Consider the following 14,040-nt stretch of genomic DNA (forward strand, 5'->3'; position numbering starts at 1 on the left):
TTCAAGTCAAAGCCATGAGGGGATGCTATCCCGGTTCAGGATTTCCTCAAAGCTCGGTCTTTGCCGAATGACAGCGAATTGATCGCCCATCACAAGGACTTCGGGGATCAGGGGGCGGGTGTTGTATTCCGACGCCATGACGGCGCCATAAGCCCCCGCCGAGCGGAAGGCGATGAGGTCGCCGGGTTCCAGCCGGGCCAGGGCGCGGCCCTTGGCGAAAGTGTCGCCCGTCTCGCAGACCGGGCCCACGACGTCATAATCCTGGCGGTCGGCTGTGCTTTCGATCACCGGGACGATGTCGTGATGGGCGCCATACATCGAGGGCCGCACCAGATCATTCATCGCCGCATCGACGATGAGAAAGGTCCGCCCCTCGCCCTCTTTCACATAGATGACCTCGGAGACCAGGAGGCCCGAGTTGCCCGAGATCAGCCGCCCCGGCTCGATCTCGATCTCGCAATTCAGGTGGCCGAGGGTCCGCTTGACCATGGCGCCGTAATCGGTGGGCAGGGGCGGGGCCTCGTTCGAGCGGGTATAGGGGATGCCGAGGCCCCCGCCCAGGTCGAGCCTTGTGATCTCGTGCCCGTCTTCGCGCAGTTGCAGGGTCAGCTCGGCAACCTTCTGGAAGGCGGCCTCGAAGGGGGCAAGGTCGGTCAACTGGCTGCCGATATGGACATCGACGCCCACGACCTTGATGCCGGGAAGGGTGGCGGCCAGCGCATAGACCGCGCGGGCCTTGGCGATGGGGATGCCGAATTTGTTCTCGGACTTGCCGGTGGCGATCTTCTCATGGGTCTTGGCGTCCACGTCGGGGTTCACCCGAAGGGTGATGGGCGCCGTGGCCCCCATGGCGCTTGCGACCTCCGACAGGGCCAGAAGCTCGGGCTCGGATTCCACGTTGAACTGGCGGATGCCATGGGTCAGGGCGAGGCGCATCTCCTCGCGCGTCTTGCCGACGCCGGAGAAGACGATCCGGTCGCCCGGCACGCCCGCGGCCAAAGCCCTGCGGTATTCCCCGCCCGAAACCACATCCATCCCGGCGCCAAGGTCGCCCAAAAGCTTCAGGACCGCGATGTTCGAGAGCGACTTGATGGCAAAGCAAACCTGGTGCGGCAGGGGAGAGAGCGCCTCGGTGAAGAGCTTGTAATGCCGGGTCAGGGTGGCTGCGGAATAGACATAGAAGGGCGTGCCGACCGCGCGGGCGATCTCGGTCAGGTCGACGTCCTCGGCATGCAGTTTGCCGTCTTTGTAGATGAAATGGTCCATGCCCGCCTCCTGATCACGCGCCCCCTTCTAGCAGAAGCCGCGCCCGTGTCCACGCAGGTCCAAAGAGCCTCCGGCGGGGATATTTGAGCAAGTGTGAAAGCTGTGTCGTCTTTCATACTTGCCCAAACACTCACGGGGTTTCCAAAGGGGAGCGTGCTCCCCTTTGGGCGGGGGGTGCGGGGGGCGGCAGCCCCCCGCTACGAGAAGGATGCCGACCTAAAGGCCGCCGGACACGCCGGCCGAGGCTTCGCCGGTGACGGTGACCCCCGGCGCGGGGGCTTCGGGGGAACCGGCTGCGCCGCAGGCGGCGAGGAGCAGGAAGAGGGCGAGTTTTTTCATGGAAATCTCCTTTGGGTTTTCAATCTTGCTTAGCCCAGGAGGGTTTTCCAGCGCGCCACTTGCGCCCTGACCTGGTCCGGCGCCGTTCCGCCGTAGCTCATGCGCGACCGGACCGAGTTCTCGACGCCGAGGACTGAATAGACCTCTTGGGTGATCCCGGGATGGGCGGAGGTCATCTCGGAGAGCGACAGGTCGGGCAGGTCGCAGCCCTTTTCCTCGGCCAAGGCCACCAGGCGGCCCGTGACGTGATGCGCCTCGCGGAAGGGCAGGCCAAGGCTGCGCACCAGCCAATCGGCCAGGTCGGTGGCGGTGGAGAAGCCGCTGGATGCCGCCTTGTGCAGGGCCTCGCGGTTGGCGGTCATGTCACTGACCATGCCGGTCATGGCGGCCAAGGACAGCATCAGCGTGTCGGCGGCGTCGAAGACCTGTTCCTTGTCCTCTTGCATGTCCTTGGAATAGGTCAGGGGCAGGCCCTTCATGATGGTAAACAGAGCCACGGTCGAGCCCAGGATCCGCCCGATCTTGGCGCGCAGAAGCTCCGCCGCATCGGGGTTCTTTTTCTGCGGCATGATGGAGGAGCCGGTCGTCCATTTGTCCGAGAGCTTGACGAAGCGGAACTGGGCGGTGGACCAGATCACCAGCTCTTCGGCAAAGCGCGAGAGGTGGGTGGCGCAGATGGCGGAGGCGCTCAGGAACTCCAGCGCGAAGTCGCGGTCGGAGACGGAGTCGAGGCTGTTGGCGGTGGGGCGGTCGAAACCGAGGGCGCTGGCTGTCATGTGGCGGTCGATGGGGAAGCCGGTGCCGGCGAGCGCCGCTGCGCCCAGGGGGCATTCGTTCATGCGGCGGCGGGCGTCTTCAAAGCGGCTCCGGTCGCGGGCCAGCATCTCGACATAGGCCAGCATGTGATGGCCCCAGGTCACGGGTTGCGCGGTTTGCAGATGGGTGAAGCCGGGCATGATCCAGTCGGCCCCGGCCTCGGCCTGGGCGAGGAAGGCTTGCATCAGCGCGGTCAGGCCGGTGATCGCCGCGTCGCATTGGTCGCGGGTCCAGAGGCGGAAGTCGACGGCCACCTGGTCGTTGCGGCTCCGCCCGGTGTGGAGGCGCTTGCCCGCCTCGCCGATCATCTCTGTGAGCTTGGATTCGATGTTGAGGTGGATGTCCTCCAGCGCCTCGGAGAATTGGAAGCGGCCCGCCTCGATCTCTGACAGGATCGTGAGGAGACCTTGCCGGATCGCCGTGGCATCTTCCTCGGTGATGATGCCCTGGGCGGCCAGCATGGCGGCATGGGCGCGGGATCCTGCGATGTCTTGCGCGTAAAGCCGTTTGTCGAAGGAGATCGAGGCATTGATGGCCGTCATGATCGCATCGGGGCCGGTGGCAAAGCGGCCGCCCCACATGCTATTGGCGGAATTGTCCTGGGTCATGGGATGGCCCCTTTCGGAGGTGAGATGCGGATCATTCGGGCGGCTGTTTATACCCTGGCGCTGGCTTGCGCAAACATGGCTTTGGCGGAGGTCGATCCGGCGCTCTTGACGGGCGAGATGGCGAAACTCGTGCCCTCGGAGCCCAAGGCGCTGCCGGGGGTCGAGCTTCTGGACATGGCCGATGGCGTGGCGGCCCTGCCCGGGGGCAAGTGGCAGGTGGTGAACTTCTGGGCGACCTGGTGCCTGCCCTGCCGGGAAGAGATGCCCGCGCTGGAGGCCCTGGCCGTGGCCCGGCCCGATGTGGCGGTGACGGCGGTGGCCGTGGGGCCCAATCCGGTGGCCAAGATCACGGCTTTCATGGAGGAAGTGGGCGCGACCCATATCGGGCTCTTGCGCGACCCCAGGCAGCAATTCGCGCGGGAGGCCGGGGTCCTGGGCCTGCCGGTGACGGTGATCGTGAACCCGGAGGGACAGGAGGTCGCCCGGCTGATCGGCGGGGCGGATTGGGGCGGGGCCGAGGCCCTGGCCGTGATGGATGCGCTGATGAAGTGAGGGGTCCTGCAGGTTTCAGAGGCATGAAATGCCACTGAAACCTGCAGGAGGACGCGGGGGGCTTTCGCCCCCCGCACCCCCCAACCAAAGGGGAGCACACTCCCCTTTGGAAACCCCGTGGATATTTCGGAAAAGATGAAAGAGGGGGCTTGGCGGCGGCGGTTGGGGCTGTAGTTTGGCGGCCAAACCGGGGAGGCGTTGATGGATCGTTGGACGGACAAGCTGTTGCACCGCGAATGGCTTTGGGGGCAGGCCGAGGGGCTTTGGGACTTCTTCCAGAAGGGCTTCGTCGATCCCTCGGGCGGGTTCTATGACCTGGCGCCTTCGGGCGTTCCCCTGGACCCGGCGGGCCAGGTCCATCCGATCCATATCGCGGCGCGGGCGGTGCATTGCTTTGCCATCGGGCAGCTCTTGGGGCGGCCCGGGTCTTCCTCGGTGGTCGATCACGGGATGGAGATGCTCTGGCGCCAGCACCGGGACCAAGTCAACGGCGGGTATTTCTGGTCGGTCAAGGGCGGCGCCCCGGTCGATGGCAACAAGCAGGGCTATGGCCATGCCTTCGTGCTTCTGGCGGCCTCTTCGGCCAAGCTGGTGGGGCATCCTTTGGCCGATCAGATGCTGGGGGATATCACCGAGGTTCTGAACGCCCGCTTCTGGGAGAAGCAATTCGGCGCCATTGCCGAGGAATTCACCGCCGATTGGCAGCCCCTGGAGGGCGGGAGCTATCGCGGGCAGAACTCCAACATGCACCTGACCGAGGCGCTGATGGCGGCCCATGAGGCGACGGGGGAGGGCGAATACCTGTCGAAGGCCAAGGCGATCTCGGAACGGGTGATCGGCCAATCGGCAAGGGCTTGCAACTGGCGGGTGGCAGAGCATTTCACCGCCGATTGGACGTTGGACCGTGATTACTACCACCCCAACGAGATGTTCCGCCCGGCGGGCACCACGCCGGGCCATGCGATGGAATGGGCGCGGCTGATCCTGCAGCTTTGGGTCCTGGACGGCAAGCGCGAGGCCTGGATGGTCGAGGCGGCGCAGGGGCTCTTCCGCGAGGCCATGGGGCTCGGTTGGGACCGCGAGAAGGGCGGGCTCTTCTATACGCTGGATTGGGACAACAAGCCCGCCAAGCGGATGAAGCTCTGGTGGCCGCTTTGCGAGGCGGCGGCGGCGGCGCATTGGCTGAACGAACTGGTCCCCGGCGATTGGGAGGCCGATTACCGCCGCATCTGGGATGTCATCGGCAGCCATTTCGTCGACCGCCAGAACGGCGGCTGGCACGAGGAGCGGACCGAGGACCTGAAACCCTCCTACGAGATCTTCCCGGGCAAGGGCGATATCTACCACGCGCTCCAGGCCTGCCTGATCCCGCTTTACCCGGCCACGGGCAGCCTGACCAAGGCGATCCGCGAGGACTAGGGCAGACCCGGGGTATACCCCGGGCTACGCTGCTGAAGCAGAGCGCCCGATCCCGGGGCGGGGCTCGGGCGGGTCTGCGCAGCCCGGGGGCGCTCAGGGCACCGAATAGCCCGCCTCGCGGAACAGGCGATACCATTCCTCGCGTGTGAGCCGCGCCCCGGCGCCCGCGACGCAATCGCGGACGCGCTGCGGATTGGTCGTGCCCAGAACCACCTGCATCTGGGCGGGATGGCGCGTGATCCAGGCCACGGCCACGCCGGTGGGCGTGATGCCATGGGCCTCGGCGATCTCGTTGAGCGCCCGGTTCAGTGCCGGAAGCTCGGGGTCGCCGACGAAGACCCCGTCGAACCAGCGCTTCTGGAAGGGCGACCAGGCCTGCAGGGTCATCTTGTTCAGGCGGGAGTAATCCAGGAGCCCAAGCGTGCGGTCGATGGATTGCTCCAGCCCCTCCATGTTGATCGCCACCCCCTGCGCGACCAGGGTCGCATGGGTGATCGAAAGCTGCACCTGGTTGCAGATCAGCGGCTGGTTCAGGCTGCGCTTCAACAGCTCCACCTGGCCCGGGGTCTGGTTCGACACGCCGAAATGCCGGACCTTGCCCTGGGCGTGCAAGAGGTCGAAGGCCGCCGCGACCTCTTCGGGCTCGACCAGCGCATCGGGGCGGTGCAGGAGAAGGATGTCGATGTAATCGGTCTTGAGCGCGCGCAAGCTGCCCTCGACCGAGGCCAGGATATGGTCCTTGGAAAAATCGAAGAACCCCTCGCGGATGCCGCATTTCGTCTGGATCAGCATGCGCTGCCTTTGGGAGGGTGTCAGCTCCAGGGCCTCGGCGAAACGCGCCTCGCAGGTGTGGACGGGCGGGCGGCCGTAGATGTCGGCATGGTCCATCATGGTGATCCCCGCCTCGAGGCTGGCGGCAACCAGGTTGCGGATGGCCGCATCCTCCATCGTGGCAATCCGCATCAGGCCAAGGATCACTTGCGAGGCGGGCAGGGTGCCGCCCACGGAAATCGTCTGCATCGGTCGCTCCTTCGCGATGGCGTTCAAGGCGACAGGATGGGCTGCCACGGGCGCCTTGGCAAGGTGGCCTTCCGGGGCCCTGCAGGGACATGGGCTTGAAAGCGCTTTGAAAAGACCTCTCGGCCCTGCTGGGGCTTCGCATTTCTGCGGCTGCGAAGGAGAATTGAAAGCGCTTTGAAGCGAGAATCGTTGACTTATGCGGCGATCCTGCGCTAGACCACCCGAAACGCTTCGGAGGAGGCCCGCAACAGACGGGAAGGTTCGTGGCGTTTTAAGGGAGCACGCGCCGTCAAGGCGCATATCAATCGTTTAGGGAGGAAACCCATGTCCCATGGATATCGGGCGACGGCTTTTGCCGCGATGATGGCTGTCTTCGGCGCGCCGGTCGCGGCCGAGGAAATCACCTATGTTTCGGGCGCCGTGGGCGCTGCGGTCGAAAACTTCGCGGCGCTGGTGAAGCCCTGGGAAGAAGCCACCGGCAACACTGTCAAGCTGGTGCCGATGCCCGCCTCGACCACCGACCAGTTCGGCCAGTATCGCCTGTGGCTCGCCGCCGGCAATGGCGACATCGACCTCTATCAGACCGACGTGATCTGGGCTCCGCAACTGGCCGATCACTTCGTCGACCTGACCGAAGCCGCCAAGGACCTGGCGCCGACCCACTTCCCCTCGATCATCGAGAGCCAGACCGTCGACGGCAAGCTGGTCGCCCTGCCGATCTTCACCGATGCGCCCGCGCTCTACTACCGCAAGGACCTCTTGGAGAAGTATGGCGTCGCCGTTCCCAAGACCTGGGCGGAGCTGACTGCCGCCGCGCAAAAGATCCAGGACGGCGAGCGCGCTGCCGGCAAGGGTGACTTCTGGGGCTTCGTCTGGCAGGGCAATGCCTATGAGGGTCTGACCTGCGACGCGCTGGAATGGGTCAAGTCCCATGGCGGCGGCCAGATCGTCGAGCCCGATGGCACGATCTCGATCAACAACCCGCAGGCCGTGGCCGCGCTGGAACAGGCCAAGGCCTGGGTCGGCACGATCTCGCCCGAAGGTGTCCTGTCCTACCAGGAAGAAGAATCGCGCGGCGTCTGGCAGACCGGCAACGCGGCCTTCATGCGCAACTGGCCCTATGCCTATGGCCTGGGCAATGGCGATGACTCCGCCGTCAAGGGCCTGTTCGACGTGACCACCCTGCCGACCGGCGGCGAGGGCATGTCCTCGGCGGCGACGCTGGGTGGCTGGAACGTGGCCGTGTCGAAGTATTCGACCAAGCAAGAGGCCGCGATCTCGCTGGCCATGTATCTGGCTGGCCCCGAGGCGCAGAAGAACCGCGCGATCAACGAGTCGAGCCTGCCGACCATCGTCGCGCTTTATGACGATGCCGACATCGCGACCGCCCAGCCGATCATCCCGCGCTGGAAGGACGTCTTCCTGCAGGCGGTTCCGCGGCCCTCGGCTCCGACCCGTGGCGACTACAACGAAGTCTCGACCCTGTTCTTCACGGCGGTCCACTCGGTTCTCTCGGGCTCGACCCCGGCTGCCGACGCCCTGGCCGCCCTTGAAGGCGACCTGGAAGACCTGCTGCAAAAGTGACCTTCCCCCAGGGGTGAACGGCCCGGGCGGAGCAATCTGCCCGGGCCTCTTGCCGGATCGGCGGCCGGGAGGGGCGTTTGACCGGCTGACGGGAGGCATTGATGACGACTTCCAAGATTGCGAAGGGGCCCAGCCTGCAACAGCAACGCGTCCGAGCCGCGTTCTGGTTCCTGGCCCCGATGCTGGTGATGCTGGCCATCGTGGCCGCCTGGCCGCTGTTCCGCTCGATCAGCTTTTCCTTCACCGATGCGACGGCCGACACGATCTTCAACGGCAAGGCCGCCTGGGTGGGGTTTGACAATTACATCGAACAGCGCGTGCGCTCGAACGGCGAGATCCGCTGGCGCGGCGTGCTTCTGGACGCGGAATGGTGGAACGCGGTGTGGAACACCGTCCGCTTCTCGCTGGTCTCGGTTGCGCTGGAGACCGTGCTTGGCCTTCTGGTCGCCCTGGTCTTGAACGCCGAGTTCAAGGGCCGCGGCCTGGTGCGCGCCGCCATCCTGATCCCCTGGGCCATCCCGACCATCGTCTCGGCCCGGATGTGGGGCTGGATGCTGAATGACCAATTCGGCGTCATCAACCAGATGCTGCTGACCGTGGGCCTGATTTCCGAGCCCATCGCCTGGACCGCCCGTGCCGATACGGCGATGCTGGCTGTCCTGATCGTGGACGTCTGGAAGACGACGCCCTTCATGGCGCTTCTGATCCTGGCGGGTCTGCAAATGATCCCGCGTGACATGTATGAGGCCGCCAAGCTGGACGGCATCCATCCGGTCAAGGTCTTCTTCCGCGTGACCTTGCCGCTCTTGAAGCCCGCGCTCCTGGTCGCGGTGATCTTCCGCGTGCTGGATGCCCTGCGCATCTTCGACCTGATCTATGTGCTGACGCCGCAATCGGATGCCACGGTGACCATGTCGGTCCTGTCCTATCGCCAGATCCAGCAGTTCGGCGACTATGGCGAGGGTTCGGCCATGTCGACGCTCCTGTTCCTCATCATCACGGCCTTCGTGCTCTTGTATATCAAGCTCGGCCGCGTCGATCTTTCGGGGGAGAAGTCCTGATGTCCCGCCGCACTCCTTTCTGGACCGTGATGTTCTATCTGGGCGTCGCCCTGATCGTTCTGATCGCGGTCTTCCCCTTCTATTACGCCGTCATGACCAGCTTCGAGACGGGAACGGCGATCTTCTCGCCCAATATCCTGCCCGAGATGTTCTCGCTGGACAATTACGCCAGCGTCATGAACGGGCGCAACTTTATCCGCTCGGTCGGCAATTCGGTGCTGATCGCCGGGGTGACGGTGGTTTGCGCCCTGTTCCTGGCCGTCACCGCCTCCTATGCCTTGGCGCGGGTGCGGTTCCGGGGCAGGGGGCTTTTGCTCATGACCATCCTGGCCGTGTCGATGTTCCCGCAAATCGCGGTTCTGTCGGGGCTCTATGAGCTGATCAAGCTCTTCGGCATCTACAACACGCCCTTCGCGCTGATGCTGTCCTACACGATCTTCACCCTGCCTTTCACCGTCTGGGTGCTGACCACCTTCATGCGCGATCTGCCCGTCGAGATCGAGGAAGCCGCCATCGTCGATGGTGCGACGCCCTGGATCATCATCACCCAGGTCTTCATGCCGCTTCTGTGGCCCGCCCTGGTGACGACCGGCCTTCTGGCCTTCATCGGCGCCTGGAACGAGTTCCTCTTCGCGCTGACCTTCACCATCTCGGAGACCGAGCGCACCGTGCCGGTGGCCATTGCACTTCTGTCGGGCGCCTCGGTGCAAGAGATCCCCTGGGGCCCGATCATGGCAGCCAGTGTCATCGTGACCGTGCCGCTGATCATCCTCGTCCTCATCTTCCAACGCAAGATCGTCGCGGGCCTGACCGCGGGCGGCGTGAAGGGTTAAACCATGGCCAAGATCGAACTGAAGAACGTCAAGAAATCCTACGGCGCGGTGGATGTCATCAAGGGCATCGACCTGACCATCGAAAAGGGCGAGTTCATGGTCTTCGTCGGGCCCTCGGGCTGCGGCAAGTCGACCCTCTTGCGCCTGGTCTCGGGGCTGGAAGACATCACCACGGGCGACATGCTCTTTGACGGCGAGCGGGTGAACGACATCCTGCCCTCGGAGCGCGGCATCGCCATGGTGTTCCAGAGCTATGCGCTTTATCCGCATATGAAGGTCTATGACAACATGGCCTTCGGGATGAAGCTGGCGAAATCCTCGAAGGAGGAGATCGACAAGCGCGTGCGCGAGGCGGCAAAGCTCTTGCAGATCGAGCATCTCCTGGACCGTCTGCCCAAGCAGCTTTCGGGCGGGCAGCGTCAGCGGGTGGCGATCGGGCGGGCCATCACGCGCGATCCGCGGGTCTTCCTGTTCGACGAGCCGCTGTCGAACCTGGATGCTGCTCTGCGGGTGCAGACCCGGTTGGAAATCGCCAAGCTGCATCACCAGATGGGCAATGTGACGATGATCTACGTCACCCATGACCAGGTCGAGGCCATGACCCTGGCCGACCGCATCGCCGTCTTGCGCGATGGGCGGCTGGAGCAGGTGGGCACGCCGACCGAGCTTTATGAGCGGCCCAATTCGCTCTTTGTGGCGGGCTTCATCGGCAGCCCGAAGATGAACTTCCTGACCGGTCCCTTCGCCGCCGCACATGGCTGCGAGACCCTGGGCATAAGGTCGGAACATGTCGTCCTGGGCGAGGATCAGCCCTGGGCGGGCGAGGTCCTGCATGTCGAGGACCTCGGGAGCGACCATTTCCTGTTCATCGAGCTGGGCGCCTCGGAGCCCTTGATCTGCCGCCGCCCGGGCAAGACCGATATCGCGCTTGGCACGAAAGTGAAGGTCGGCCCGCATCCGGACCACTTGCATCGCTTTGACAAGGATGGGAAGCCTCTGCGCTGACCCCCCCGGGGAGGGCGCTGCCCTCCCCGGACCCCACCCGGGATATTTATGAAAAGATGAAATGGGGGGCGGTCCCCCATTCGAGAGGAAACGAAGATGGCTATTCGCGTCACCGTCTGGGGCGAGAACGTTCACGAGCAGAAGAACAAGGTCGTGGCGGGGGTCTATCCCCTGACCATGCATGGCACGATTGCCGGGTTCCTCAACAAGGAAGAGGGGATCACGGCGTCCTCCGTGACCTTGCAGGACCCTGAGCATGGCATGACCGAGGCCAAGCTGGCCGAGACGGATGTGCTGATCTGGTGGGGCCATGCGGCCCATGGCCAGGTTGATGACAAGATCGTCGAGCGGGTCTGTGACGCGGTCTGGGGCGGCATGGGGGTGATCTTCCTGCACTCCGCCCATTTCGCCAAGCCCTTCAAGCGGCTGATGGGCGCGCCCTGCAACCTGACCTGGCGTGAGGCCGGGGAACGGGAGCGTATCTGGGTCACCTCGCGCCAGCATCCGATCGCGCGCGGCCTGCCCGATCACTTCGAGCTGGAAACCGAGGAGATGTATGGCGAGCCCTTCGGCGTGCCGGAGCCCCTGGAGACGGTCTTCATCTCCTGGTTCCAGGGCGGCGAGGTTTTCCGGTCTGGCCTGACCTATCGTCGTGGCGCGGGGAATATCTTCTACTTCCGCCCGGGGCACGAGACCTATCCGACCTATCACGATGCGAATGTGCAGAAGGTGATCGCGAACGGTGTGCGTTGGGCCTTCAACCCCGAGGCGCGGATCGCAAAGCCCAACGATGCGCCGAACACCCCGGTCGACAAGGCGCTGGAGCCCATCGTGGAGCGCGGCCCCCGTCTGCACCATGACGGCGAAGAAGGGTTCAAGTGATGATCCGCATCCTGATCATCGGCACCGGCGGCATGGCCAACAACCATGCCACCGAGTTCAACAAGATCGAAGGCGTCAAGGTTGTCGCGGGCGTCGATACGCGGCCCGAACAGCTCAAGGCCTTTTGCGAGAAGCATGGGATCGAGCATGGCTTCGCTTCCCTCGCCGAGGCGCTCGCCTGGGGTGAGTTCGACGCGGTGACCAATGTGACGCCGGATGCGGCCCATTATGCCACCACCATGCCGGTGCTGGCGGCGGGCAAGCATATCCTCTGCGAAAAGCCCCTGGCGACCAACGAGGCGCAGGCGGACGAGATGGCTGCCGCCGCCGCCAAGGCGGGCGTCGTCAACATGGTCAACCTGTCCTACCGCAACGTCGCGGCGCTTCAGCAGGCGGCCAAGATGGTGCGCGAGGGCGCCATTGGCGAGATCCGGCATTTCGAGGCCAGCTACCTGCAATCCTGGCTCACCCAGCCTGCCTGGGGGCATTGGGACAAGGAGAGCCAGTGGCTCTGGCGGCTTTCGACCAAGCATGGGTCGAAGGGGGTTCTGGGCGATGTGGGCATCCATATCCTGGACTATGCGACCTTCATCGCGGGGCTTCCGGTGGACGAGATCTCCTGTCGGCTCGCGACCTTCCACAAGGCGCCCGGAGACCAGATCGGCGAATATCCCTTGGATGCCAATGATAGTGCGACCATGCAGGTCGTCCTCGGCAACGGCGCGCTTGGCACCGTTGCGGCCACGCGCTTTGCCACCGGTCACCTGAACGACCTGCGGCTCAGGCTCTATGGCACCAAGGGCGGCATGGAAGTCCTGTGGGAGCGCAACGTCTCGACCCTGCGGGCCTGCCTTGGCGACCTGGAAAAGGCCGAGTGGCGCGAGGTCGAGGCGCCGGTCCTGGCCAATATCTACCAGCGCTTCATCGCGGCCATCCGGGGCGAGGGCGCCGCCGATCCCGACTTCGCCCGGGGCGCGCAGCTGCAACAGATGCTGGACCGCGCCGAGCAATCGGCGGCCAAAGGCGGGCTTTCGCTGAAAGTTTGACGCAGATCATGGCGGCCCCCGGGGCCGCCATGTCATGCAAGGCCGACCGCGCCTCTGCATGGAGGCAGAAATGCTTCGTTTGACAATGATGCTCTATTCGCTGATCGGCACGACACTGGCCGGGACGATCATGGTGGCCGCCTTGACCATGGGGCAGGTGACGGCCCAGGCGCTGATCGGCTCAGCCGTTCTGGGCTTTGTCCTCGGCCTTCCGGTCAGTTGGCTGGTCGCACGCGCAATCCTGAACCGCGAGACCTGAAAAGGCTGGACATTCCGCCGGGCTCTGGCTTTCCTGCGGCGAAACGGAGGGAGTAACCATGGTTCAGGGCTATTCGCGGCTTCAGATCATCCTGCACTGGGTCGTTGGCGTGCTGATCCTGTATCAGCTCTTGATGGGCGAGGACATGAAGCCGCTCTGGGACGAGTTGCAGCGCAATGGCAGCTATACGATGACGCTGGGCGGGCTCTTGCATATCCTCTTCGGCGTGCTGATCCTGGCGCTGGTCCTGTGGCGCCTGGTGCTGCGGCTGACCCGCGGCGTGCCAGATGCGCCCGATTCCACCCCGGCGATGGAGACGGCGGCCAAGATCGGTCACCTGGCGATCTATGCGCTGATGATCGGCCTGCCGGTCACCGGGCTCTTGGCCTTTTTCGCGGGCATCGACATCTTGGCCGAGCTGCACGAGGGGCCGCTGAAGGCGCTGTTGTGGGTGCTGATCCTGGGCCATGTCGTCATGGCGCTCTATCACCAGTTCGTGCTGAAGGACGGGCTTCTGGACCGGATGCGGACGCCGCGCTAGGCCGACAAGAACACCCGGACCGTCTCTTCGAATTCGCGGGGCTTGTCGGCATGCAGCCAATGGCCCGCGCCGGGAAGCTTGGCGAAGCGTGCCTTGGGGAACTGGGCGCGGATGGCGTCGCGGTATTCGGGGCGGACGTAGTGGCTCTCCGAGCCTGACAGGAAGAGCGTCGGGCCGGGGAAGGCGCCAGGCGTGCCGGGCCAGCCGATGATCTTGTCCATCTCGGCCTCCAGCACGTCATGGTTCAGCCGCCACTCGGGCGGGTTGGCCTTCAGGTCCAGGGATTGCAGGAAGAAGGCCCGCAGCGCGGGGTCGGGCTCGACCAGGGCGAGGCGGCGGTCGGCCTCCAGCCGCGAGGTCAGGCCGGTCAGGTCCAGCCCGCGCATCGCGGCGATATGGCCGCTTTGGTCATGGGTATAGGCGACCGGGGCGATATCAGCCACGACCAGGCGGCGGACCAGCTCGGGCCGCGTCAGGGCTAGTTGCATGGCGGCCTTGCCGCCCATGGAATGGCCCAGAAGATCGACCGGGGCACCCAGCGCCTCGATGACCTCGGCCAGGTCCTCCCCCATGTCTTCATAGCTGTTGGTGGGAAAGCGCGGGCTGGACCCGTGATTCCTCTGATCCACCGTCACCACGTCGCGCGGCCCCGCCAGGTTCCGCGCAATCGCCCCCCAGTTGCGCGCCGACCCGAAAAGCCCATGCACGATCAGCAAGGTCGGCAGGCTGGGCGTCTCTTTTGCGGGATGAAGCACCTGGTTCAGCATTTTCGCCGTCTTCTCCTCGTTGAAATGCCCTTTTCTCAGGTC

15 protein-coding genes are annotated in these 14,040 nt (G+C 64.9%); 10 read left to right on the plus strand and 5 right to left on the minus strand.

What is annotated here, in order from left to right:
* Positions 1-6 precede the first annotated feature (6 nt).
* The 3 genes from lysA to argH form a co-directional block, all read right to left on the minus strand.
* Positions 7-1,266, minus strand: coding sequence for a diaminopimelate decarboxylase (gene lysA, locus GV832_RS11550; RefSeq protein WP_168775023.1), 1,260 nt, complete (start codon positions 1,264-1,266; stop codon positions 7-9).
* A gap of 216 nt (positions 1,267-1,482) precedes the next feature.
* Positions 1,483-1,605, minus strand: coding sequence for a hypothetical protein (locus GV832_RS22330; protein WP_265332511.1), 123 nt, complete (start codon positions 1,603-1,605; stop codon positions 1,483-1,485).
* Between the two features lie 29 nt (positions 1,606-1,634).
* On the minus strand, positions 1,635-3,029 hold the full coding sequence (gene argH, locus GV832_RS11555) for an argininosuccinate lyase (RefSeq protein WP_168775024.1): 1,395 nt from the start codon (positions 3,027-3,029) through the stop codon (positions 1,635-1,637).
* 24 nt (positions 3,030-3,053) lie between these two features.
* Between argH and GV832_RS11560 the strand changes: the two genes are divergently transcribed.
* Together GV832_RS11560 and GV832_RS11565 are read left to right on the plus strand one after the other, a co-directional pair.
* Positions 3,054-3,581 (plus strand): TlpA family protein disulfide reductase, encoded by a 528-nt coding sequence (locus GV832_RS11560; protein WP_168775025.1) that lies wholly within the window; start codon positions 3,054-3,056, stop codon positions 3,579-3,581.
* A 201-nt stretch (positions 3,582-3,782) separates the two neighbouring features.
* Positions 3,783-5,000, plus strand: a complete 1,218-nt coding sequence (locus tag GV832_RS11565; protein WP_168775026.1) for an AGE family epimerase/isomerase — start codon at positions 3,783-3,785, stop codon at positions 4,998-5,000.
* 93 nt (positions 5,001-5,093) lie between these two features.
* Here the strand turns inward: GV832_RS11565 and GV832_RS11570 are convergent, their stop codons facing one another.
* Positions 5,094-6,020 (minus strand): aldo/keto reductase, encoded by a 927-nt coding sequence (locus GV832_RS11570; RefSeq protein ID WP_168775027.1) that lies wholly within the window; start codon positions 6,018-6,020, stop codon positions 5,094-5,096.
* Positions 6,021-6,344: 324 nt separating this feature from the next.
* Between GV832_RS11570 and GV832_RS11575 the strand changes: the two genes are divergently transcribed.
* From GV832_RS11575 to GV832_RS11610, 8 genes are all read left to right on the plus strand, one after another.
* A complete protein-coding gene (locus tag GV832_RS11575; protein WP_168775028.1) occupies positions 6,345-7,604 on the plus strand; it encodes an ABC transporter substrate-binding protein in 1,260 nt (419 codons plus the stop codon).
* Positions 7,605-7,705: 101 nt separating this feature from the next.
* The gene (locus GV832_RS11580; protein WP_168775029.1) at positions 7,706-8,665 is read left to right on the plus strand and encodes a carbohydrate ABC transporter permease; all 960 of its coding nucleotides are present in this window, start codon (positions 7,706-7,708) and stop codon (positions 8,663-8,665) included.
* The gene (locus GV832_RS11585; protein ID WP_168775030.1) at positions 8,665-9,498 is read left to right on the plus strand and encodes a carbohydrate ABC transporter permease; all 834 of its coding nucleotides are present in this window, start codon (positions 8,665-8,667) and stop codon (positions 9,496-9,498) included. The genes GV832_RS11580 and GV832_RS11585 overlap by 1 nt, the downstream gene beginning before the upstream one ends.
* A gap of 3 nt (positions 9,499-9,501) precedes the next feature.
* Positions 9,502-10,503, plus strand: a complete 1,002-nt coding sequence (locus GV832_RS11590) for an ABC transporter ATP-binding protein (RefSeq protein WP_168775031.1) — start codon at positions 9,502-9,504, stop codon at positions 10,501-10,503.
* A gap of 96 nt (positions 10,504-10,599) precedes the next feature.
* Entirely contained in the window at positions 10,600-11,385 is a 786-nt protein-coding gene (locus GV832_RS11595; RefSeq protein WP_168775032.1) for a ThuA domain-containing protein, read from the plus strand.
* A complete protein-coding gene (locus tag GV832_RS11600; RefSeq protein WP_227754389.1) occupies positions 11,385-12,431 on the plus strand; it encodes a Gfo/Idh/MocA family protein in 1,047 nt (348 codons plus the stop codon). Before GV832_RS11595 ends, GV832_RS11600 begins: the two co-directional genes overlap by 1 nt.
* Before the next feature lie 70 nt (positions 12,432-12,501).
* On the plus strand, positions 12,502-12,690 hold the full coding sequence (locus GV832_RS11605; RefSeq protein WP_168775033.1) for a CTP synthetase: 189 nt from the start codon (positions 12,502-12,504) through the stop codon (positions 12,688-12,690).
* A 58-nt stretch (positions 12,691-12,748) separates the two neighbouring features.
* Positions 12,749-13,231: a cytochrome b gene (locus tag GV832_RS11610; protein ID WP_168775034.1), complete on the plus strand. Its 483-nt coding sequence runs from the start codon at positions 12,749-12,751 to the stop codon at positions 13,229-13,231.
* On the opposite strand, the gene GV832_RS11615 is transcribed toward GV832_RS11610, so the two are convergent.
* Positions 13,228-13,998: an alpha/beta fold hydrolase gene (locus tag GV832_RS11615; RefSeq protein WP_168775035.1), complete on the minus strand. Its 771-nt coding sequence runs from the start codon at positions 13,996-13,998 to the stop codon at positions 13,228-13,230. The genes GV832_RS11610 and GV832_RS11615 overlap by 4 nt on opposite strands.
* Positions 13,999-14,040: the final 42 nt, after the last annotated feature.

Origin of the sequence: Stagnihabitans tardus, from assembly GCF_009925085.1 — a bacterium.
GTDB lineage: Bacteria > Pseudomonadota > Alphaproteobacteria > Rhodobacterales > Rhodobacteraceae > Stagnihabitans > Stagnihabitans tardus.

Bases quoted from the DNA above. Each gene is read 5' to 3' on its own strand.
- lysA (WP_168775023.1), bottom strand. From the start codon at position 1,266: ATGGACCATTTCATCTACAAAGACGGCAAACTGCATGCCGAGGACGTC.
- GV832_RS22330 (WP_265332511.1), bottom strand. From the start codon at position 1,605: ATGAAAAAACTCGCCCTCTTCCTGCTCCTCGCCGCCTGCGGCGCAGCC.
- argH (WP_168775024.1), bottom strand. From the start codon at position 3,029: ATGACCCAGGACAATTCCGCCAATAGCATGTGGGGCGGCCGCTTTGCC.
- GV832_RS11560 (WP_168775025.1), top strand. From the start codon at position 3,054: ATGCGGATCATTCGGGCGGCTGTTTATACCCTGGCGCTGGCTTGCGCA.
- GV832_RS11565 (WP_168775026.1), top strand. From the start codon at position 3,783: ATGGATCGTTGGACGGACAAGCTGTTGCACCGCGAATGGCTTTGGGGG.
- GV832_RS11570 (WP_168775027.1), bottom strand. From the start codon at position 6,020: ATGCAGACGATTTCCGTGGGCGGCACCCTGCCCGCCTCGCAAGTGATC.
- GV832_RS11575 (WP_168775028.1), top strand. From the start codon at position 6,345: ATGTCCCATGGATATCGGGCGACGGCTTTTGCCGCGATGATGGCTGTC.
- GV832_RS11580 (WP_168775029.1), top strand. From the start codon at position 7,706: ATGACGACTTCCAAGATTGCGAAGGGGCCCAGCCTGCAACAGCAACGC.
- GV832_RS11585 (WP_168775030.1), top strand. From the start codon at position 8,665: ATGTCCCGCCGCACTCCTTTCTGGACCGTGATGTTCTATCTGGGCGTC.
- GV832_RS11590 (WP_168775031.1), top strand. From the start codon at position 9,502: ATGGCCAAGATCGAACTGAAGAACGTCAAGAAATCCTACGGCGCGGTG.
- GV832_RS11595 (WP_168775032.1), top strand. From the start codon at position 10,600: ATGGCTATTCGCGTCACCGTCTGGGGCGAGAACGTTCACGAGCAGAAG.
- GV832_RS11600 (WP_227754389.1), top strand. From the start codon at position 11,385: ATGATCCGCATCCTGATCATCGGCACCGGCGGCATGGCCAACAACCAT.
- GV832_RS11605 (WP_168775033.1), top strand. From the start codon at position 12,502: ATGCTTCGTTTGACAATGATGCTCTATTCGCTGATCGGCACGACACTG.
- GV832_RS11610 (WP_168775034.1), top strand. From the start codon at position 12,749: ATGGTTCAGGGCTATTCGCGGCTTCAGATCATCCTGCACTGGGTCGTT.
- GV832_RS11615 (WP_168775035.1), bottom strand. From the start codon at position 13,998: ATGCTGAACCAGGTGCTTCATCCCGCAAAAGAGACGCCCAGCCTGCCG.